The sequence below is a fragment of the Polymorphospora rubra genome, assembly GCF_018324255.1.
Lineage (GTDB): Bacteria > Actinomycetota > Actinomycetes > Mycobacteriales > Micromonosporaceae > Polymorphospora > Polymorphospora rubra.
This window is the reverse complement of sequence record NZ_AP023359.1, coordinates 6,756,343-6,778,121: the sequence shown is the minus strand read 5'-3', so window position 1 is coordinate 6,778,121 and position 21,779 is coordinate 6,756,343. Positions and strand designations below refer to the sequence as shown.

The 21,779-nt window shown below is 73.7% G+C and carries 10 protein-coding genes; 8 read left to right on the top strand and 2 right to left on the bottom strand.

Annotated features, from left to right (window positions below; translation table 11 throughout):
* Positions 1-28 precede the first annotated feature (28 nt).
* The 3 genes from Prubr_RS30440 to Prubr_RS30430 all read left to right on the top strand — a co-directional run bounded on the left by Prubr_RS30440 (position 29) and on the right by Prubr_RS30430 (position 2,884).
* Entirely contained in the window at positions 29-418 is a 390-nt protein-coding gene (locus Prubr_RS30440) for an ArsR/SmtB family transcription factor (protein ID WP_212818341.1), read from the top strand.
* Positions 415-1,047, top strand: a complete 633-nt coding sequence (locus Prubr_RS30435) for an SRPBCC family protein (protein ID WP_212818339.1) — start codon at positions 415-417, stop codon at positions 1,045-1,047. Before Prubr_RS30440 ends, Prubr_RS30435 begins: the two co-directional genes overlap by 4 nt.
* A gap of 208 nt (positions 1,048-1,255) precedes the next feature.
* On the top strand, positions 1,256-2,884 hold the full coding sequence (locus Prubr_RS30430; protein ID WP_212818337.1) for an ABC-F family ATP-binding cassette domain-containing protein: 1,629 nt from the start codon (positions 1,256-1,258) through the stop codon (positions 2,882-2,884).
* A gap of 55 nt (positions 2,885-2,939) precedes the next feature.
* On the opposite strand, the gene Prubr_RS30425 is transcribed toward Prubr_RS30430, so the two are convergent.
* Both Prubr_RS30425 and Prubr_RS30420 read right to left on the bottom strand, forming a co-directional pair.
* Complete coding sequence (locus tag Prubr_RS30425) at positions 2,940-3,917, bottom strand: LLM class flavin-dependent oxidoreductase (RefSeq protein WP_212818335.1); 978 nt, start codon at positions 3,915-3,917, stop codon at positions 2,940-2,942.
* Between the two features lie 21 nt (positions 3,918-3,938).
* Positions 3,939-4,142: an MbtH family protein gene (locus Prubr_RS30420; RefSeq protein ID WP_212818333.1), complete on the bottom strand. Its 204-nt coding sequence runs from the start codon at positions 4,140-4,142 to the stop codon at positions 3,939-3,941.
* Positions 4,143-4,416: 274 nt separating this feature from the next.
* On the opposite strand from Prubr_RS30420, the gene Prubr_RS30415 reads away from it, so the two are divergent.
* The 5 genes from Prubr_RS30415 (at position 4,417) to Prubr_RS30395 (ending at position 21,779) form a co-directional block, all read left to right on the top strand.
* Positions 4,417-6,759, top strand: a complete 2,343-nt coding sequence (locus Prubr_RS30415; RefSeq protein WP_212818331.1) for an MFS transporter — start codon at positions 4,417-4,419, stop codon at positions 6,757-6,759.
* 259 nt (positions 6,760-7,018) lie between these two features.
* Complete coding sequence (locus Prubr_RS30410) at positions 7,019-12,556, top strand: type I polyketide synthase (RefSeq protein WP_212818329.1); 5,538 nt, start codon at positions 7,019-7,021, stop codon at positions 12,554-12,556.
* Between the two features lie 67 nt (positions 12,557-12,623).
* Positions 12,624-19,136 (top strand): non-ribosomal peptide synthetase, encoded by a 6,513-nt coding sequence (locus Prubr_RS30405; protein WP_212818327.1) that lies wholly within the window; start codon positions 12,624-12,626, stop codon positions 19,134-19,136.
* 22 nt (positions 19,137-19,158) lie between these two features.
* Complete coding sequence (locus tag Prubr_RS30400) at positions 19,159-20,745, top strand: MBL fold metallo-hydrolase (protein ID WP_212818325.1); 1,587 nt, start codon at positions 19,159-19,161, stop codon at positions 20,743-20,745.
* Entirely contained in the window at positions 20,742-21,779 is a 1,038-nt protein-coding gene (locus tag Prubr_RS30395; RefSeq protein WP_212818323.1) for a helix-turn-helix domain-containing protein, read from the top strand. Before Prubr_RS30400 ends, Prubr_RS30395 begins: the two co-directional genes overlap by 4 nt.

Here is a 21,779-nt window from a genome sequence, read left to right as displayed (position 1 = left end):
TATAATTCCGAGCTGCAATACTCGTGCCGTGCACGCCTTCGACATCCTCGGTGACCCGGTCCGCCGCCGGATCCTGGAACTGCTCGCCGACGGCGAGCAGACCTCCGGCGCGATCACGGAGGTCATCCGGGCGGAGTTCGGGATCTCCCAGCCGGGGGTGTCCCAGCATCTGCGCGTGCTGCGGCAGAACGGGTTCGCCACGGTCCGCGCGCAGGGAGCCCGCCGCCTGTACGCGGTGAACTCCGAGCCGCTGCGGGAAGTCGACCAGTGGCTAACGCGCTTCCGCGGCATCTGGGAGCAGCATCTCGACGCCCTGGCGACCGAACTCGCCCGGGGCCGGCGGGAACGCCGCCGGCGCGGCGGCACCGACGGGGCACCGGGCGACAGCCCGGCCGGTGAGGAGAGGAACCACCGATGATCGACATCGCCAGCCAACTCAAGGCCATCCACCGCGAGGTCAGCCGGCTGCCGGCCACCAGCGGCGAGACCGTCAGCGTCCGGCTCCGCCGGGAGTACCCGGCACCGGTCGAGGACGTCTGGGACGCGGTCACCGACCCGGACCGCCTGAAGCGGTGGTTCCTTCCGGTCAGCGGCGACCTGCGCGCCGGCGGGTCGTTCCAGCTCGAGGGCAACGCCGGCGGCGACATCCTGACCTGCGAACCGCCTCGACTCCTCAAGGTGACCTTCGGCGGGCCGACGAGCCTGGTCGAACTCCGGCTGACCGCCGACGGCGACGACACCGTGCTCGAACTCGAACACACCGTGCCGATCGAGATCGCCGGCAGCGGCGCGGGCGCGCTCTACGTCGGCCCCGGTTGGGACGGCGCGGTCATGGCGCTGGCGCTCTTCGTCGCCGGCCAGACCGTCGACGACCCGGTCGCGACCGCGAACTCGGCGCAGGGCCAGGAGTTCTCCCGGCGGTCGGTGCACGCCTGGGCGGACGTGGTCGGGGCGTCGGGCACGGCCGGCCCGGACGAGATCGCCGCGGCGACCGAGGTCTCGCTGGCCCAGTTCGCCCCCGACCTCGGTCCCGACGGGCAGCCCTGATCGGTACCAGGGCCGGCCCGCCCGTCCTGTTACGATCACTCCGTGGCAGGCCAACTCTTCCTCTGAGCTGACTCCGGACGACCCGCCGCCCGCACCGCGGGCCCGCGGGTGGTCGGACGCCGTCATCGACCCGTTCCGGGTCGCGTCAGCTCGAAGCACCTCCTCCCTTCACCGAAGGGGACGAGTGTGCCTCCGTCCGGAGGAAGCCATGACCATCTCGATCACCCTGCCCGCGCGTGCCCGGGCCCAACTCACCGCCGAAGGCGTCCGCGTCGACCGTGGCGGCCGTACGGTCCTCGCCGGCGTCGACATGACGGTCTCCCCGGGCAGCCGGTGGGGCGTCGTCGGCGAGAACGGCCGGGGAAAGTCCACCCTGCTGCACGTCCTCGACGGCACGCTGCCCCCTGACGCGGGCACCGTCCACCGCGTCGGCACCCTGGGCACCGCCGCCCAGGAGATGTCGGTCGCCGACGGGGCCACCGTCGGCCGGGCCGTCGACGCCGAACTCGCGCAGGTCCGGGCCGCGCTGGCGGCCCTCGAGGCGAGCACCCGGTGGCTCGCCGAGGGGCGTCCCGACGCCGCGGACGCCTACGCCGGGGCGCTGGCGGCCGCGGAGGCGCTCGACGCCTGGGACGCCGACCGGCGGGTCGACCTCGCCCTGGACGCGCTCAACGCGGTCACCGACCGGGACCGGCGCCTCGACGAACTCTCGGTGGGGCAGCGGTACCGGGTCCGGCTCGCCTGCCTGCTCGGCGCCCGGCACGACTTCCTGCTGCTCGACGAGCCGACGAACCACCTCGACGCGGCCGGCCTCGACTTCCTGACCACGAAACTGCGCGAGCACCCCGGCGGGGTCGTCGTCGTCAGCCACGACCGGGCCCTGCTCGCCGACGTCGCGACCACGATTCTCGACCTCGACCCGAGCCGCGACGGCCGTCCCCGGGTGTACGGCGGTGGCCTCGCCGGCTTCCAGGCCGGCCGGATCGCCGAACGCGACCGCTGGGAGGAGGAGTACGAACGGCAGCGCACCACCCACACCCGACTGACCCGCGACCTGTCGCAGGCGCAGAACCGCCTGGTCACCGGGTGGCGGCCGGACAAGGGCACCGGCAAGCACCAGCGGGCGACCCGCGCCCCCGCCCTGGTCCGGTCGGTGCACCGCCGCCGCGACGAGTTGGAGCGCAATGCGGTGACGGCACCGCCGCCACCGGCGCGGTTCACGATGCCCGCGATGCCGGCCCGGCCCGGCGTACGCCTGCTCGTCGCGGACGGCGTCGTCGTCGCCGGCCGGCTGGACCGCGAGGTGACGCTGTCGCTGGAGTCGGGGGCCCGCCTCGTCGTCACCGGCCCGAACGGCGCCGGCAAGTCGACCCTGCTGGCGGCGCTCGCCGGCGGGCTGCCGCCGACTGCGGGGACGGTGACCCGGGCCCGGAACGCCCGGGTGGGCCTGCTCGCCCAGGAGGAGTCCCGCGTCGACCGGCGCTCGGCCCGGGACGTCTTCGCCACGCACGTCGCGCGGCTGGCCACCGCCGGCGTCGGGGCGGAGTTGTCGCTGACCGGGCTCGGCCTGCTGCCGTCGGCCGATCTCGGCCGGCCGGTCGGCGACCTGTCGATGGGGCAGCAGCGTCGGCTCGCCCTGGCGATGGTCCTGGCGACGCGACCGCACGTGCTTCTGCTCGACGAGCCGACGAACCACCTGTCGATCGCCCTGGTCGACGAACTCACCGAGGCGCTGCGCGTCACGGACGCGGCCGTCGTCCTGGCGACCCACGACCGTCAGCTGCGCCGCGACGTGGCCGGGTGGCCCCGGCTGGACCTGCCGGCCACCGCGCACTAGCGGGAAGCTGCCACGGGCCCCGGAGCCGCCGGAAGGCTGCCCCGGGGCCCGTCGGTCACTTTCCGCCGGACGCCCGTACGGCCGCCTCGCCGGTGCGTCGCCACAGGTCGCGGTCCTGGTGGGCGCTCGCCATCGGGGTGATCACGACCTCGGTGGCGCCGGCGGCGGCGTACTGCGCGACCCGGTCGGTGACGTCGTCGTCGGAGCCGATCACCCCGACGGCCGACAGCAGGTCGTCACCGATCTCGCCACCGGCCAGCGCGGGACCGAACCCGCTCGCCTCGTACATGGCGCGGTAGTTGGGCACCCGGGCGTACGTCGACAGGTAGTGGCGCAGCGACTCGACGTCGGCGGCCCGGTCCACCGACACCGCGCCGGGGGCGAACACCACCACCGGGAAGCCGTCGAGGTCGCGGCCGGACCGTTCCAGCCCCTTGCGCAGGTGCGGGATCGCGACGTCGCGTACGTAGTCGACCGTGCACATCCACAGCAGCAGCCCGTCGGCGACCTCGCCGGCGAGTTCGCTCATCTTCGGCCCGAGCGCGCCGAGACAGGTGGCCAGGCCGTCGCGGCGCGGGGACGCGTACCGGGAATGGCCCTTGTACCACTTGCCGTCGACGTGCACCTCGCCGGTGTGCAGCAGCGACGTCACCACCGACAGGTACTCGCGCATCGCCGGCAGCGACGGCCCCAGCGGTACGCCGAGCGACCACTCGGCGGTGAGCCGGTGCCCCAGCCCGACGCCGAGGGTGAACCGGCCGTCGGACACCTCGTCGATGGTGGCCGCGGTCTGCGCCATGACCACCGGTGGCCGGGTGTAGAGCGGCATGATCCCGGCGCCGAGCTGGATTCGCTCGGTGACCGCGGCCATCGCGGCCAGCACGCTGAAGCTGTCCCGCATGTTGGGCAGCTGGATCAGCCAGGCCGCGTCCAGGCCGACCTGTTCGGCCAGTTGGGCACGCGCGATCAGTTCCCGTACCGGCAGGTCGCTGCCCTCGATCGCGATGCCGGTGCGCAGCCGGCGGGCCGCCACGGGCCCGTCCGCCGCCACGCCTCAGACGCCCATCCGCTGCCGGAGGCTCTTGGGCCGCATGTCGGTCCAGACCTCCTTGATGTGCTCCAGGCAGGCGGCCTTGGGGCCGGTGGTGCCGACCTCCCGCCAGCCGGCCGGCACGTCGCGCCCGGTCGGCCAGATCGAGTACTGCTCCTCGTCGTTGACCACCACCGTGTAGTGGCGGTCGTCGTCGTCCTCGAACACGCTGCGCTCCTTGTCGACTTCTCGGGCGGTGCCGGAACCCGCCGACGGTTCGCGTGAATGCCAGCGGGCGCGCGTGTATCCGGCGGGAGCGGTCGGCGCCCCGAGTCTTTCGCCGCCGTCGGCCGCCCGGCAAGGTCGGGCATCGACGCTGGCGAGAAGTGGACACCACGTTGACCCGGCCGCCCGCGCTGGCGTCGGCTAGACGCGTTCGCGGCCCACCTCGGACCATCCTCCGCTGGCGCCACCGACCACCCCTTCCAGACGAGGAGGCGACGTGCGTGAGCCGGCGCCCGAGGTGAGCACGGCCGGAACCGTTGTCACGGCCGGCCCGGCCGGACCGCCACCGGCCGGGCCGGCCGCCGGCACCCCGCACACGGCCACCGGAACCAAGGACCCGGTTCCGGCCACCGACGCGCCGCCGGCCGCCGGCCACCAGCCGCCGGCCGGTGCCGTACGGCCCGCGCCGCGCCGCACCGACAGGCTCGGCACCGGCTTCTGGGCGCTGTTCGCCGCGATGTTCGTGGCCAACCTCGGTTCCGGGATCACCACCGTCGCCTTTCCCTGGCTGGCCGCCGACCTGACCCGGGACCCGCTGCTGCTCGCCGGCGTCGGCGTCGCGGCCGAGCTGCCCTGGCTGCTGTTCAGCCTGCCGGCCGGCGTGCTGGTCGACCGCTACGAGCACCGCCGGCTGATCTCCTCGACGCACCTGGGCCGGGCGTTGGTCGTCGGCCTGCTCGCGGTCGTCCTGTTCGCCGACGTCGCCAGCATCTGGGTGGTCTACCTGGTCGCGTTCACGATCGGCGCGCTGACCGTGCTCAACGAGAACGCCACCCAGACGATCCTGCCCCGGATCGTGCGGCCGTCGCAGCTCAACCGGGCCAACAGCAATCTGGTCCTCGCCGACACCACCGGCGGGGTGTTCCTCGGCCCGGCGATCGGCGGCCTGCTGCTGACGGTGGCGGTGACCCTGCCGTTCGCCGTCGACGCCGCCCTCTACCTCCTGGCGGCCGGGCTGATCCTGCTGGTCACCGCCTCGGCGCGGAAGGCGGCACCGGCGACCGGAGCGGCGACCGCGCCACCGGTCGGCACGGCACTCGGGCCCGTACCGGCGGCCGGCGCGACGGCCGGGGCCGCCGAGGCAACGGCGACCACCGAAGCGACGCCGGGCACCGACCCGGCCGCGGCCCCGGCCGGCCGGTCGCTGCGGACCGAGATGGCGCAGGGCGCGCGCTACTTCTGGAACCATCACGTCCTGCGCCAGCTCGGCATCTTCCTGGGCCTGCTCAACCTGGCCAGCGCCATCATCCTCGGCACCCAGGTGCTGTTCGCCCAGGAGATCCTGAACCTCAACGCCGCCCAGTACGGCGTCCTGTTCGCCGTCGGCGCGGTCGGCGCCGCGGCCGGCGCGGGCCTCGCGCCGATGCTGGAGTCCCGGCTCGGCGCCCGCCGGGTACTGCTGCTGACCCTCTTCGGCAACAGCGCGGTCAGCCTGACGATCGGCTTCACCTCCAGCGCGCTGCTGGTCGCGTTCGCCCTCACGGTCGGTGCCGGCCTCGCCGTGGTGTGGAACGTGGTGACCATCTCCTACCGGCAGCGCATCGTGCCGGAACACATGCTGGGCCGGGTCAACAGCATCTACCGGCTGCTCGCCTGGGGGCCGCTGTCCGCCGGCTCGCTGATCGGCGGCCTGGTGGTGAAGCTCGGCGAACCCCTGCTCGGCCGGGAGAGCGCGCTGCGCGCCCCGCTCTTCCTGTCCGGAGCGCTCACCGCCGTCCTGATCTGCTACGCCCTGATCCGCCTGCGCGACGGCATCTGGTCCCGCGACCGCAACGCCGTGTACGGCCCCGACGACCCGACATCCGAAGAGGAGGACGGCATGGCCGAGGACCAGCTGACCGACGAACGCCCCGGAGGCACCGCGGCGCCCCCGGCGCCGGCCTTCGGTGGCACCGGGGGAGCCGACCGGCCGGTCCTGAAGACCCTGATCTCGGTCAACGTCCTGATCGCCGTCGCCGGTCTGGTGATGATCGGCCTCGAGGAGGGCCTCACCCCCGCCGCCGCGATCTGGGACGGGGTCAGCCCGCTGCACCTGGCCACCGAGATGAACGGTCCGGCGGTCGACCGGGGCGAGGTCTGGCGTCTGGTCAGCTCCATGTTCGTCCACTACGGACTGGCGCACCTGGTGGCGAACATGGTGATGCTCGGCCTCGCCGGCTGGAAGCTGGAGCCGCTCCTGGGCTCCCGCCGGTTCCTGGAGCTGTATCTGCTCTCCGGCCTCGGCGCCGGGATCGCCACCTACCTGTTCACCCACGACGCGCTGACCGCCGGCGCCTCCGGCGCCAACTTCGGGGTCTTCGCCGCGCTGCTGCTGGTCTGCCTGAAGCTGCGCCGACGCAGTGTCCTGGCCATCGTCCTGCTCGCCTTCGGCGTGGTGACCACCTTCGCCATCCCGGGCATGGCGATCGCCGCGCACATCGCCGGCCTGCTCGTCGGCACGGTCGTCGCGGCCGGCTACGCGCTGCCCACCGGCGACCGGCGCGACCGGCTGCAGGTGGCGGTGCCGGTCGGCACCCTCGTCGTACTGCTGCTGGTGGCCGTCGTGGCGCTGCTGCTCTGAACCGCGGCGCGACCGGTGCCACCGCGGGCGCGCGGTGGCACCGCGACAGCCTGCCCAGTGTCCGGTGGCCGGAAGTCCCACCGGAACGCCTCCGCGCGGTGATGACAGTGCGGTCACCTGGCGACTACTCGCCAAGCAGTGGCCGGCATCTTGTCGCTGCTCGGGGGCGGCCAACAGACTTCCAACGTTCATGTCCGGCCAACCTCGGCGAGAACACCAACCCGCCGGTCCGGTCCAGGTTGAAGCGAGAGGGAAAACCGTGAGCGGTGTCGAAGACGCGCACATAGCCATCATCGGGTTGGCGGGACGCTTCCCGGGCGCGCGCGACGTCAACGAGTTCTGGCACAACCTCGTCGGGGGCGTCGAGTCGATCACCTTCTTCAGCGACGACGAGCTGAGGGAGGCCGGCGTCTCCGAGGAGTCCATCGCGGACGCGAGCTACGTCAAGGCCGCGCCGATCACCGAAGGCGCGGACATGTTCGACGCCGGGTACTTCGGCATGAGCCCGCGCGAGGCGGAGATCCTCGACCCGCAGCAGCGGATCTTCCTCGAGGAGTGCGAGACCGCGCTCCAGCACTCCGGATACGACCCGGCCTCGTACGCCGGGCGCATCGGCGTCTACGGCGGCCTCGGGTTCAACAACTACCTCGAGGACAACGTCAACAAGAACCCCGACGTCGTCGACGTGATGGGCCGGCTGTCCACCAACATCTCGAACACCGCCGACTACCTGGCCACCGGGGTGTCGTACCGGCTCGGCCTGCGCGGCCCGTCGTTCACCTGCCTGAGCGCCTGCTCCACCTCGATGGTCGCGATCCACCTGGCCTCGCAGGCGCTGCGCAGCGGCGAGTGCGAGATGGCGCTCGCCGGCGGCGTCGAGGAGTTCATCCCGCGCGTCTCCGGCTACTTCTACAGCGAGGGCGGCCTCTACTCGCCGGACGGGCACTGCCGCACCTTCGACGCCAAGGCGCGCGGCACCGTCTTCGGCAGCGGCGCCGGCGTGGTGCTCCTCAAGCGCCTCGACGCCGCGCTCGCCGACGGCGACAACGTCCTCGCCGTGATCCGGGCGACCGCGATCAACAACGACGGCAACGACAAGGGCGCCTTCACCGCGCCGAGCATCTCCGGCCAGTTCGCCGCCGTCTCCGACGCGCTCGCCCGCTCCGGCGTCGACCCGGCCACGATCTCGTACGTCGAGGCGCACGGCACCTCCACCTTCGTCGGCGACCCGATCGAGGTCAACGCGCTGACCAAGGCGTTCCGCGCGCACACCGACCGCAAGCAGTACTGCGGCATCGGCTCGGTCAAGACCAACGTCGGGCACCTCGGCGCCGCCGCCGGCGTCACCGGCCTGATCAAGACCGTCCTCGCGATGCAGCACCGGGTGCTGCCGCCGAGCATCAACTTCGACGAGCCCAACCCGCAGATCGACTTCGAGAACTCGCCGTTCTACGTCAACACCGACCTCACCCCGTGGAAGTCCGACTCCGGCCCGCTGCGGGCCAGCGTCAGCTCGTTCGGCGTCGGCGGCACCAACGGCCACCTGGTCCTGGAGGAGGCGCCGGCCGTCGAGCCGTCGTCGAGGCCGATCCGCGCGCACCAGCTCCTGCTGCTGTCGGCCCGTACGCCGACCGCGCTGGAGGCCAACGCGACCGCGATCGGCGCGCACCTGCGGGACCGGCCGGAGGAACTGGCCGACGCCGCGTACACCCTCGCGGTCGGCCGCACCGCCCGCCCGGTCCGCAGCTTCGTGGTCACCACCGACGGCACCGAGGCCGGCGACCGGCTCGCCGCCGGCGTACCGCAGCCGTCGCCCGGGGTCATCCCGCCGCGCGGCGTCAAGCGCGAGGTCGCCTTCGTCTTCCCCGGCCAGGGCGCCCAGTATCCGCAGATGGGCCGCGACCTCTACGAGACCGAGCCGGTCTTCCGCACCGAGATCGACCAGTGCGCCGAGGTGCTGCGCGAACAGACCGGCTGGGACCTGCGCGAACTGCTCTTCCCGTCCGATGACGACGCCGCCGCGGCGGCCGAGCGGCTCAACCAGACCGCGGTGACCCAGCCCGCGCTGTTCGTCGTCGAGTACGCGATGGCGAAGCTGGTGCTCAGCTGGGGCCTGCGGCCCGGGTCGATGGTCGGCCACAGCGTCGGCGAGTACGTCGCCGCGACGCTGGCCGGCGTCTTCACCCGCGACGACGCGCTGCGCCTGGTCGCCGCCCGGGGCGCCCTGATGCAGGAACTGCCCGCCGGCTCGATGCTCTCGGTGCCGATGTCGGAGCAGGTGGTCACCTCGATGCTGCCGGCCGACCTGAGCCTGGCCGCGGTCAACGCGCCCGACCTCGTCGTGGTCTCCGGACCGGACCAGGCCGTCGAGCAGTTCAAGGCGGTGCTCGCCGTGCAGGGCATGGAGGGCCGCGCGCTGCACACCTCGCACGCCTTCCACTCGCAGATGATGGACCCGATCCTGGACCGGTTCACCGAGCTGGTCGCGGCGGTGCCGCGCAGCGAGCCGACGATCCCGTTCGTCTCCAACCTCAGCGGCGACTGGATCACCGCCGGGCAGGCGACCGACCCGGCGTACTGGGCCGCGCACCTGCGGGGCGCGGTACGGTTCGCCGACGCCGTCGGCCTGCTGTCCGCCGCCGCCCGGGTCCTGGTCGAACTCGGCCCCGGCCAGACGCTGTCCAGCCTGGCCCGCCGCCAGCTCGGCGCCGACCGGCAGGGGCTGGCGGTCTCGACGATGCGCCACCCGCAGCAGCGTCAGCCCGACACCGCCGTACTGCTCGCCGCGCTCGGCCAGGTCTGGCAGACCGGCGCCGACATCGACTTCGCCGCGCTGTGGGGCGGCGAGCGGCGGCACCGGGTCGCGCTGCCCCGGGTGCCGTACGAGAAGCAGCGGTCCTGGCTCGAGGGTGGCGCGCAGGCCACCGCGTCGACGCAGGACGTCGCCGCGAACACCGAGACCGGGCCCTACTACGTACCGGTGTGGAAGGAGACCTCGCCACCCGCCCCGGCGGACGTCGACACCGCCGCCGCCTGGGTGGTGTTCGAGCCGGCCGACGGCGGCGTCGTGGCCGAGCTGACCGCCCGGCTGCGCACCGCCGGCGCCACCGTGGTCTCCGTACGGGCCGGCGCCGAGCAGCACGCCGACGGCGACGCCTACACGGTGCGGCCGGGCGAACTGGCCGACTACTCCGCGGTCGTCGCGGCCGCCCTGGCCGACCAGCCGGAACGGCTGAAGATCGTGCACGGCTGGCTGGTCGGCGACCTCGCCGGCGACACCGGCCGGGACCGGGCCCGCGACGGCCTCTCCCGCGGCTTCTTCAGCATCCTCGCCGCCGCCCAGGCGGTGTCCCGCAACCCGGCCAGCCCGCCGCTGGACCTCTACCTGCTCACCAGCGAACTGCGCGACGTCGTCGGCGGCGAGCGGATCGAGCCGGTCAAGAGCGGCGTCGACGGCTTCGTCAAGCTGCTGCCCAAGGAGTTCAGCGACACCACCTGCCGGTCGATCGACGTGTCGTCCGGACGCGCCGTCGCCGAGCAGCTGCTCCGCGAGATCTCCAGCGGCAGCGCCGACCAGGTGGTCGCCTACCGCGGCCGCAAGCGCTGGCTCTGGTCGCACGAGGAGGTCGCCCTCGACGGCGTCGGCGCCGCGCGGCGGCTGCTGCGCGACGGCGGCGTCTACCTGATCACCGGCGGCCTCGGCGGCATCGGCCTGGTCACCGCCCGCGACCTCGCCGAGCACCACGGCGCCAGGCTGGTCCTCGTCGGCCGGTCCGGACTGCCGCCCCGCGAGGAGTGGCGGGACCTGCTCGCCGGCCCCGAGACCGCGGTCACCGCCCGGATCAGGGCCGTCGAGGAGATCGAGGCGGCCGGCGGCGAGGTGCTGGTCGTCGCCGCCGACGTCACCGACACCGAGGCACTGCGGGCCGTACGCACCCAGGCCGAGGCCGCGTTCGGGCCGGTCAACGGCGTCCTGCACGCCGCCGGCATCACCGGTGGCGGCATGCTGGAGACCCGCCAGTTCGCCGACGCCGAGGCGGTGCTCGCCGCCAAGGTCTTCGGCACCCTGGCCATCGAGGAGGTGTTCGGCGACAGCATCGACCTGCTGGTCCTCTACTCGTCGTTCACCGTCTTCTCCGGCGACTTCGGGCTGTTCGACTACTGCTCGGCCAACTCGATCCTCGACTCGTACGCGCAGTCGCGCAGCGGCGGCAACACCCACGTCGTGTCGATCAACTGGCCGATCTGGACCAAGCTCGGGATGGCGTTCGACATCGACGTACCCGACCTGCTGACCTCGTTCGAGCTGGGCGACCGCTACGAGAAGGTGGCCCACCCGCTGCTCGGCAGCCGGCTCGTGCGGGCCGGCAGCGACCAGGTCATCTTCGTCAAGAACCTGTCGACCGAGGACTGGGTCACCGCCGAGCACCAGCTCGACAGCCTGCCGACGATGCCGGGCACCAGCCTGGTCGAACTCGTCCGGGCCGCGTACGAGGAGGTCACCGGCTCGCGGACCGCCGAGATCCGGGACGTCGTCTTCATGCGTCCGGTGCAGTTCGTCGACAGCCGTACGGTGCACATCATCCTCACCCCGAAGCCGAACGGCGTCTACGACGTGCTGATCGCCGACGCGGACAGCGAGGGCGGCAACCCGGTCGAGTTCACCACCGCCAAGGTCGGCCCCGGCCCGCGCGACGACGCCCCGCGGCACGACGTGTCGGCGTGGAAGGCGATCTGCCACGTCGAGGACGAGCCGGAGGGCGTCACCGAGGGCATCATCACCCTCGGCCCGCGCTGGCAGCAGAGCATCCGGGCGCACTGGCACGGCGACCAGACCGACCAGGGCCTCTTCGACGAGCTGGTCCTGCTCGAGCTGGGCGAGGAGTTCCTCGGCGACCTCGACGAGTTCGGCCTGCACCCGGCGCTGCTGGACAAGGCGACCGCGCTCGGCCAGACCGTCGTCGCCAGCCAGACCAGCCACCTGCCGTTCGGCTACGACCGGATCACGGTCCGGGCCGCGCTGCCGCGCCGGTTCTACAGCTACATCCGGCACCTCGACGACACCCGGGGCGCCCTGATCCGCACCGACATCACGCTCGCCGACGAGGACGGCGTGGAACTGGTCGCGATCAAGGGCTTCACGATGTTCGAGTACAACGACACCTCGATGTCCACCTCGGAAGGCAGCGACACCGCGCCGGCGGCCGCCGCCGACGAGGACGACGAGAGCAGGTTCAGCATCGCCCGCCAGCTCGAACGGGCGCTGCTGCGCTCCAACGAGAAGGCGTTCGGCATCGAGCCGGAGGACGGCTACCGGATGCTGCACCAGATGCTGGACTCGGCCGCGGCACCGCAGATCATCGTCTGCCCGGACAGCTTCGTGAAGCGGATGCGGATGGCCGGCGAGGTCACCCGCGACGCGCTGCGCGAGCAGCTGATGGCCGCCCCCAAGGCGACCGCGTCGGTGGCGACCCGCAGCCTGATGACGCCGTACGTCGAGCCGGAGTCCGACGTGCAGCGGGTGCTGACCCAGATGTGGGCCGACACCCTCGGCCTGGACAAGGTCGGCATCGACGACGACTTCTTCGACCTCAACGGCAACTCGCTGATCGCGGTGCAGCTGGTGGCCCGCATCCGCGAGCAGTTCCAGGTGGACCTCACCGTCGCCGGACTGTTCGAGGCCCGTACCTCGCGGGCCCTGTCGGAGCGGATCGAGGAACTGCTCGTCGAGATGCTGTCGTCGCTGTCCGACGAGGAGGCGGCGGCCCGGCTGGAAAGCATCACCACGCGCAACTGACCGCCGGTGGTGGTGGCCGGCCCCGAACCGGCCACCACCACCGCCAGACCACGAGGAACGGGGCCAGATGACAGACGCCGGTGTCCGTACGCCGTCCGGCGGCGACGGGCTGTCCGCGGTCAAGCGCGAGCTGCTCGCCAGGCTGCGCAAGGGGAACGCGCCCGCGGCGGCCAGCCGCATCCCGCGCGCCCCGGGCGACGAACCGGGCCGGCTGTCGTTCGCGCAGGAGCGGGTCTGGCTGACCAGCCAGCTGGCCGGTGAGGTACCGGCGTTCAACCTCGGCGGCGCCGTCCGGCTGCGGCTGCCGGTCGAACCGGACACCCTGGCGGTCGCGCTGGCGCAGGTCGCCGACCGGCACGACAGCCTGCGGACGACGGTCGAGGTCGTCGACGGCCGGCCCCGGCCGGTCGTCGCCGCGTCGGTGCCGGTCACCATCGCGCTGCAGGACCTGTCCGGTGGCCCGGACCCTGCCGACGGCATCGAGGACCGGATCCGCGAGGTCATCCTGCGGCCCTACCGGCTCGACACCGCCCCGCTGTGGCGGGTCGAGCTGATCCGGCTCGCCGCCGACGACCACGTCCTGGTCATCGGCGCGCACCACCTGGTCACCGACGCCGCCTCGATCATGTACGTCCTGCACGAGCTGGCGTTCCCCGACCGGCGGCCGGCGCTGCCGGTCTCCTACACCGACTACGCGGCCTGGCAACGGGCCGAGTTCGACGGCGGCCGGCACGACGACCAGTCGGCGTTCTGGCGCCGGAAGCTGGCCGGGCTGCCGCCGCCGCTGGAACTGCCGACCGACCGGCCCCGGCCGCCGGAACCCGACTACGCCGGCGCGACCCTGGTCCTGACCACCCCGGCGGCGACCGGCGAGGCACTGCGCCAGCTGGCCCGCGCCGAGGACACCACCGTCTACACGGTCGTGCTGACCGCGCTGAAGGTGCTGCTGGCCCGCCAGACCGGGCGGACCGACATCGTGGTCGGCACCCAGGTCTCCGGCCGCAGCCTGCCGGAACTGCAGAACCTGGTCGGCATGTTCGTCAACGTGGTCCCGGTCCGCACGTCGCTGACCCCGGACGGCGCCGCCGAGACCGTCGGCTTCCGCGACGTGCTGCGCCGGGTCCGGCACAACCTCGCCGAGGCGATGGCCCACCAGGACGTGCCGTTCGAGACCCTGGTCCGCGACCTGCGCGGCGACGCCGACCGCAGCTTCCCGCCGCTGGTCCAGGTCGCCTGCAACATGCCGGTGCAGGACACCGACCACCCGATCGGCGAGGAGATCCCGATGCCGATCGCGCCGGGCGGGTCGCTGCTCGACCTGACCGTGCACGTGATCCCCCGCCCGGACGCCTCGCTGGAGATCCAGTTCGAGTACGCCTCCGCGCTGTTCGACGCCGGCACCGTCGCGCGGCTCGCGGAACAGCACCGCCGGCTCCTCGCGGCGGTCGGCGCCGACGCGGACGCCGACTGGCGGACCGTGGACCTGCTCGGCGCCGACGCCCGCCGCGAGGCCCTGGCCGCCGGCACCGGCGCGCCGGCCGCCCGGACCGGGCTGCTGCCGGCCCTGGTCACCGCGCAGGCGGCGGCCACCCCCGACGCCACCGCCGTCGAGGCGGCCGGCGGGCGGCTGACGTACGCCGACCTGACCGCCGCCGCCGACGCGCTCGCCGCCCGGCTGCGGTCCGCCGGCGTACGGCCCGGCGCGGTCGTCGCCCTCTGCCTCGACCGCGGCCTCGACCTGGCGGTGGCGACGCTGGCCGCGTGGCGGGCCGGTGCCGCGTTCCTGCCGCTGGACACCGAGCACCCGCCGGCCCGCTGGGCCCTGCTGCTCGAGACCGCCGGCGCACCGGCCGTCGTCGCCGACCCGGAGCGGGCCGAGGCGCTGCGCGCGGTTGTCCCGCCCGGCTGCGCCGTCGCCGAGACCGCCGACCCCGCCGCCGCGGCTGGAGCCGGCAACCCCGCCGGAGCCGCGATCGTCGGCGCGGCGGAGGAACCCGCCGCTGACGCCCCCGCGTACGTCATGTTCACCTCCGGCTCCACCGGCCGGCCCAAGGGTGTCGTGGTCACCCACGGCGCCATCGCCAACCGGGTCGTCTGGTCGGTGCACACCCAGAAACTCGGCGCCGACGACCGGGTGCTGGCCAAGACCCGGGTCGGCTTCGACGCCGCCGTCCTGGAGTGGTTCGCCCCGCTGGTCGCCGGCGGCACCGTCGTCATGGCCGGCCCCGGCCTCGAACGCGACCCGGCCGGCCTGGTCCGGGCGGTCGCCGACACCGGCGCGACCGTGCTGCAGCTGGTGCCGTCGGTGCTGCGCGCCATGCTCGACCAGCCCGGCTGGGACCGCTGCACCGCCCTGCGCCAGGTCTGGTCGGCCGGCGAGCCGCTCGACCACGCGCTGGTCCGCCGGCTCACCGACCGGCTGCCGGTCGCGGTCTGGAACACGTACGGGCCGACCGAGTGCGCGATCGACGTGACCGCGTACGCCGTACCGGCCGGGCCGCGGACCGGACCGGTGCCGATCGGCGGCCCGGTCGACGGCGTACGCGCCCTTGTCCTCGACGCGTACGGCCAGCCGACCCCGCCCGGCGTCGCCGGCGAGCTGTGCGTCGGCGGTGCCGCCGTCGGCGGCGGCTACCTCGGCCAGCCGGACCTGACCGCCGAACGTTTCGTCCCCGACCCGTACGGCCCGCCCGGCGCCCGCCTCTACCGCACCGGCGACCAGGTCCGCCGCCGCGCCGACGGGGTGCTGGAGTTCGTCGGCCGGGTCGACGACCAGATCAAGGTCAACGGGGTACGGGTCGAGCCGGCCGAGGTCCGCGCCGCGCTCGCCGACCACCCCCGGGTACGGCAGTGTGTCGTCGTCGGCCACACCGGACCCGACAACACCCGCCGGCTGGTCGCCTACCTGGTCGCCGACGGCGACGTCGACACCGCCGAGCTGCGCGAGTTCCTGCGCGGCCGGCTGCCCGAGGCGATGGTGCCGGGCGTCTACGTGCCGCTGCCCGCACTGCCGCTGACCCCGAACGGCAAGGTCGACCGGGCCGCCCTGCCGGCACCGGACCTGTCCACCGTCGGCGTCACGTACGTCGCCCCGGTCACCGACGCCGAGAAGGCGGTCGCCGGCGCCTGGGCCGACGTGCTCGGCGTGGAGCGGGTCGGGCTGCGCGACGACTTCTTCGCCCTCGGCGGCCACTCGCTCCAGCTCGGCCAGCTCGCCGTCCGGCTGCGCGAGCGCAGCGGTGTCGAGGTGTCCATCCGGGACCTGTTCGCCGCGCTGACCGTACGCGGCCACGCCGACCTGATCACCGCCGCCGGGGGAGAGACGCCGCCGCCGGTCGTACCGGTCGCCGGCACCGGGCCGCTGCCGCTGTCGTTCGGCCAGCGCCGGCTGTGGTTCCTCGACAAGCTCAACCCGGACAGCATCGAATACCTCACCCCGGTCTTCGTGCCGGTGCCCGGCCCGGCCGACGCCGACCTCGTCGCCCGTACCCTGCGCGACCTGGCTGCCCGGCACGAGGCGCTGCGGACCCGGTACGTCGTCGTCGACGGCGAACCGGCCCAGGTCGTCGACCCGCCGGGCCCGGTGCCGCTGCGCGTGCTCGACATCCCCGGGGAGCCGACCGCCGCCGTCTTCGCCGACGACATGTCGCGCGGGTTCGACCTCGAGGCCGGCCCGGTGCTGCGGGCCGTGCTGGCCCGGCCGGCGGCCGGCGACGCGGTGCTGCTGCTCCTGATCCACCACATCGCCTGCGACGGCTGGTCGACCGCCGTCCTCGGCCGCGAGTTCGCCGAGATCCACGCCACGCACCGCGCCGGCCGGCCGGCGGACCTGCCCGACCTGCCGCTGCGGTACGCCGACTTCGCCAGCTGGCAGCTGTCCTGGCTGTCCGGCGAGGTCCTGGACCGGCAGCTCGACCACTGGCGGGACCAGCTTGCCGGCCTGCCCACCCTCGAACTGCCCACCGACCGGGTCCGGCCCGCCGTACGCGACCCGCGCGGCGGCGCGGTCGCCTTCGAGGTGCCGGTCGACGTCGCCGGACCGGTCCTGGCCGCCGGCCGGGCCCGGGGCGCCAGCCCCTTCATGACCCTGCTGGCCGCCTTCGCGGTGCTGCTGTCCCGCTACACCGGGCAGCGGGACCTCGCGGTCGGCTCGCCGGTCGCCGGCCGGCCGGTGCCGCAACTGCACGACCTGGTCGGGGTCTTCATCAACACCCTGGTGCTGCGGCTCGACCTGTCCGGCGCCCCGACCTTCGGCGAGCTGCTCGACCGGGTCCGGGCCACCACGATGTCCGCCTTCGCCCACCAGGACCTGCCGTTCGACCGGCTGGTCGAGGAGGTCCGCACCGACCGCGACCTGTCCCGCAACCCGCTGTACGACGTCCTGTTCGACCTGCACGAGGACGGCCACGCCGGCTACGTGCCGACGACCGGGGTGCGCGACGCGCCGCTGGCCGCCCGGCAGGACCTCGGACTGATCATGCGGCGGCACGCCGACGGCGCGGTGACCGGGATGCTGGAGTTCGCGACCGCGCTGTTCGACCGGCCGACGGTCGAGCGGATGATCGACCACTACCTGCGCCTGCTGGAGCAGGTCGCCGCCGACCCCGACGTGGCCGTGGCCGACCTCGACCCGCTCACCGGCGCCGAACGCGACCTGCTCGGCGCGTGGAACGACACCGCCCACCCGGTGCCGGCGGCGACCCTGCCGGATCTGCTGCGCCGGCAGGCGGCGGCCACCCCGGACGCGCCGGCCGTCGTCTTCGACGGCACCACGTTGACGTACGCCGAACTCGACGCCCGCACCGACCGGCTGGCCGCGCTGCTCGCCGCGCGCGGCGCCGGCCCGGAACGGTTCGTCGCGGTCGCCGTGCCCCGCAGTGTGGAGCTGGTCGTCGCGCTGGTCGCGGTGCTGAAGTCCGGTGCCGCGTACGTGCCGGTCGACCCCGGCTATCCGGCCGACCGGATCGTGTATCTGATCGCCGACGCGCGCGCCGAACTGCTGCTGACCACCTCGGTCGTGGTCGGCGTCCTGCCGGCCGTCGACACCCCGGTGCTGGTCCTCGACGAGCCGGCCACGGCCGCCGCCCTCGAGGCCGCCACCGCGACGCCGACGCCGGCCGGGCCGGCGGACCCGGCGTACGTCATCTACACGTCCGGCTCCACCGGCCGCCCCAAGGGCGTCGTGGTGTCGCACGCCGGCATCGTCAACCGGCTGCTGTGGATGCAGGACCGGTACGGCCTCACCGCCGACGACCGGGTGCTGCAGAAGACGCCGTCGTCGTTCGACGTGTCGGTGTGGGAGTTCTTCTGGCCGCTGCTGACCGGGGCGACGCTGGTGCTGGCCCGCCCCGAGGGGCACCGCGACGCCGCCTACCTGGCCGGCGTGATCCGCGACCAGCGGATCACCACCATCCACTTCGTACCGTCCATGCTGGACGCCTTCCTTGGCCACCCGGGCGTCGCCGACGGCACCGCGCTGCGCCGGGTGGTGTGCAGCGGCGAGGCCCTCGGCCCGGCGCTGCGCGACCGGTTCTTCGAGGTCTTCGACACCGAACTGCACAACCTGTACGGCCCCACCGAGGCGTCGGTCGACGTCACCTCCTGGCAGTGCGCGCCCGGCCGGCCGGGGGAGCCGGTCCCGATCGGCCACCCGGTGTGGAACACCCGGCTGTACGTCCTCGACGCCGAACTGCGGCCGGTGCCGCCCGGCGTACCGGGGGAGCTGTACCTGGCCGGGATCCAGCTCGCCCGCGGCTACCTGCGCCGGCCGGACCTGACCGCCGAGCGGTTCGTCCCCGACCCGCACGTGGCGGGGGAGCGGATGTACCGCACCGGCGACGTCGCCCGGCTGCGCGCCGACGGGGCGGTGGAATACCTGGGCCGTGCCGACCACCAGCTCAAGATCCGGGGCTACCGGGTCGAGCCGGCCGAGATCCAGGCGGTGCTGACCACCCACCCCGGCGTACGCGAGGCGGTGGTGGTCGCCGTCGACCGCGACGGCGGCCCGCAACTGGTGGCGTACTGGACCCCGGCCGGCGACCCCGGACCGGACGGGGCGGCCCCGGCCGGACCGGACGGCGACGAGCTGACCGACCACTGCTGGGAGCACCTGCCGGAGCCGATGATCCCGCAGCTCTGGGTCCGGCTGGACAGCCTGCCGCTGACCGAGAACGGCAAGGTCGACCGCAGGGCGCTGCCGGCACCGGAGCTGTCGGCGACCGCGCTGACCGGCACCGAGACGGTCGCCCCGCGCACCGTCGCCGAGGAGCGGATCGCCGAGATCTGGACCGAACTGCTCGGCATCGAGGTCGGCGTGCACCACCACTTCTTCGCCGTCGGCGGGCACTCGATCCTCGCCGTCCGCCTGATCTCCCGGATCGCCGAGGAGTTCGACGTCGAGCTGCCGCTGCGGCTGGTCTTCGAACGCGCCACCATCGCCGCGCTCGCCCAGGCGGTGGAGGACGAGATCCGGGCCGAGATCGACCGGCTCAGCGACGACGAGGTCGCCGCCCTGTCCGACGACGGTGCCGCCCCCGCGGCACCCGCCGACCCCGACCCGGCCGCCGGGCCGGCACAGTGACGAACCCGATGGGAAGGACGCGATGAGCACCGAACCGCTGTACGTGAAGCCCAACGTGCGCATCGAAGGGCTGGTCAACCAGTTCGTCGCCTGGACGCACGTCTACACCCCGGTCTCCGGCGCGATGAACCTCGCCAACCTGCTCTTCCCGATCATGGACTCGTTCGTGCAGCGCCCCGAAGTGCATGTCGCGGCCGTGGCCAACCCGAAGATGAAGGGCGGCTTCTTCGTCAACGCCGACCTGTCCCGGGTCGACGAGGTACGCGACCTGCGCGACCGGATCGCCCGCGACGACGCGGCCGCCCTCGCCTTCGCCGGGGCGATCAAGGGCGCCGAGGACCTGCTGCGCGCCCAGGCCACCGGCTACGACCTGTCGCCGCTGTACGCCCAGCTCCCGCCGGAACTGCGCGGCTACGTCGAGCTGGTCTACGACGTCAACCACCACCCGTCGCTGCGCTTCCTGGAGCCGCTGCTCTACCGCAGCCCGGTCTTCCGCCGCGACCGCGAGGCGATCGAACTGTCGCTCGACGACGGCAGCGAACCGCCGTTCATCCTCAGCACGCCACGGCTGGCCCACCCCGACCACCTGCAGCTCCCGCTGCGCCTCGACCACGCCGGCATCGACGAGCTGTTCGCCACCCGGACCACGCCGCGCACCTTCGACGAGATCAGCAAGGCGCTGGAGGTCGGCACCGGGGAGCAGGACCGGCTGCTGCGCACCCTGCTCACCACCGACCCGGCCGTCCCCGCCGACCGCCACATCGACGGCGGCGGCCGGATCCGCTACTTCGGGCACGCCTGCATCCTGCTCCAGACCCCGTCGGTGTCCATCCTGGTCGACCCGTTCATCAGCTCGAACCACGCCGCCGGCGACCGGTTCACGTACGTCGACCTGCCCGACCGCATCGACTACGTCCTGATCACCCACGCCCACCAGGACCACATCGTGCTGGAGACGCTGCTCCAGCTGCGCCACCGGGTCGGCACGGTGGTGGTGCCCCGCAACGGCGGCGGGCACCGGCAGGACCCGTCGATCCGCCTCTACCTGGAGCAGGTCGGCTTCACCGTCCGGGAGGTCGACGACTTCGACGAGCTGGCCTTCGACGGCGGGCGGATCGTCGCCGCCCCGTTCTTCGGCGAGCACTGCGACCTCGACATCCGGGCCAAGAGCAGCTACTGGGTGCACCTGGCCGGCAAGGGCGTCTTCATCGGCGCCGACACCTCCGGGCTGGAGTCCGAGCTGTACCGCCGGATGCGGACCGGGATCGGCGAGACCGACCTGGCGTTCATCGGCATGGAGTGCGACGGCGCCCCGCTGACCTGGCTCTACAGCTCCCTGTTCACCCAGCCGGTGCCGCGCAAGATGGCCATCACCCGCAAGCTGTCCGGCTCCAACGCCGCCCAGGCCACCGGCATCGTCGACCAGCTCGGCGCCAAGGAGGCGTACGTCTACGCGATGGGCCAGGAGGACTGGCTCCAGCACGTGATGGCGACCAGCTACACCCCCGAGTCGTACCAGCTGCTCCAGGTCGCCGAGTTCCTCGACAACTGCAAACAGCGCGGCGTGCACGCCGAACACCTGCTGGTCCGCAAGGAGCTGCGCTGGTGAACACCGCCGCCCCGGCGTCCGCCGGCCCGGATCTGTTCGACACCGGGCCGGCCGGCGCCGCCCGCCTCCAGGTCCGGGTCCTGCTCGACACCGGGCCGACCACCGACGAGGTCGACCGGATCGAGGCGATCTTCGCCGGCTGCGGCATGGACGCGTACGCCGAGGGGCACTCGTACGGCGGCCCGCCGCCGACGTCGGCGTTCCTGATCGTGCTCAACGTCCCGCTCGCCCCGTTCCTGGACACCTTCGTCGCCGAACCGGACGCCGGACCCGATGTCCGCCCCGCCGCCGGCGGCGGGGCGGCGCGCCTCGCGGCCCTCGTCCGGACCATGCAGGCGATGCGGGCCGACGAGGAGCTGTGGGGCCGCCCGCACGGCGTCAAGCTCGAGGACTCGCACAGCGGCCACGGCGTACTGCTGGCGGCCGGCCTGCCCGACACCGCGTACGACGCCCTGCTCGACCTCGACCTGTCCGGCCTCGACCAGTGGGCGATCCCGGTGCAGCTGGAGTGGCACCCCGCGCTGCACACCTGGCAGGCCCGGCTCACCACCGTGCCGCGCCCGTTCGCCCGCCGGGTCCCGCTGCGGGCCCGGGCCGGCGACACCCCACGGGCCCGGCAGTGCGACGACGCCGAGATCGGTGAGCTGTGGCGGCTGGCCGGCAGCGCCCAGGTCCCGGCCGTCACCTGGCAGCGGGCCCAGATCGTGCTGCTCAGCGCCCAGGGCTCCAACATCGCCTCGATCGCCCAGCACACGGTCACCGGCCCCGGCCGGGTCCGCGCGGTCATCCGCAACTTCAACGACGACGGCTTCGCCTCCTTCGACCCGGGCTACGACCGCGGCGAGCGGCCCCACCCGACCCCGGCCGAACAGCGTGACGCCCGCGCGGTCGCCGCGCGCGGCCCGGCCCCGTACGGCCTGACCGGCCCGGCCTGGGACGCCGCGACCCTCGGCGACTTCCTGGTCCGCGAGGGCGTGGTCGAGGATGTCGACCCCGACTGGCTGGCCGCCCTGCTCGCCGACGCCGGCAACTGA